Source organism: Mesorhizobium sp. M1A.T.Ca.IN.004.03.1.1, assembly GCF_003997555.1.
GTDB lineage: Bacteria > Pseudomonadota > Alphaproteobacteria > Rhizobiales > Rhizobiaceae > Mesorhizobium.
Map to the genome: position 1 here is coordinate 1 of NZ_RZTV01000263.1, position 275 is coordinate 275.

Below are 275 nucleotides of genomic sequence, written 5' to 3' on the forward strand. Positions count from 1 at the left end.
GCATGGTGCCGGGCGATGCTGGGACCTTCATTGTCGAGGGCCTGATCGGAATAGCTCACAAGCTTGGAATCCGGGTCGTCGCAGAAGGGATTGAAACAGAACCCCAAGCTGCTCAATTGAGCCAGCTGGGCTGCAAGCTCGGACAAGGCTATCTGTTTTCGAAAGCAGTCGATCGAACGGTTGCCGCGGCCATTTTAGAGCAGCATGGACAACGGCTCAACCAAGACAAGACCCGTGCCGGAGCCCTATAGCCTGAGCGAGGTTTTCGCGCTCGG

1 protein-coding gene is annotated in these 275 nt (G+C 57.5%); it reads left to right on the forward strand.

All coding sequences use genetic code 11. From position 1 onward, the window contains the following. On the forward strand, positions 1-251 hold a 251-nt coding region (locus EOD29_RS31625), incomplete at its 5' end, for an EAL domain-containing protein (RefSeq protein WP_127248815.1). Positions 252-275: the final 24 nt, after the last annotated feature.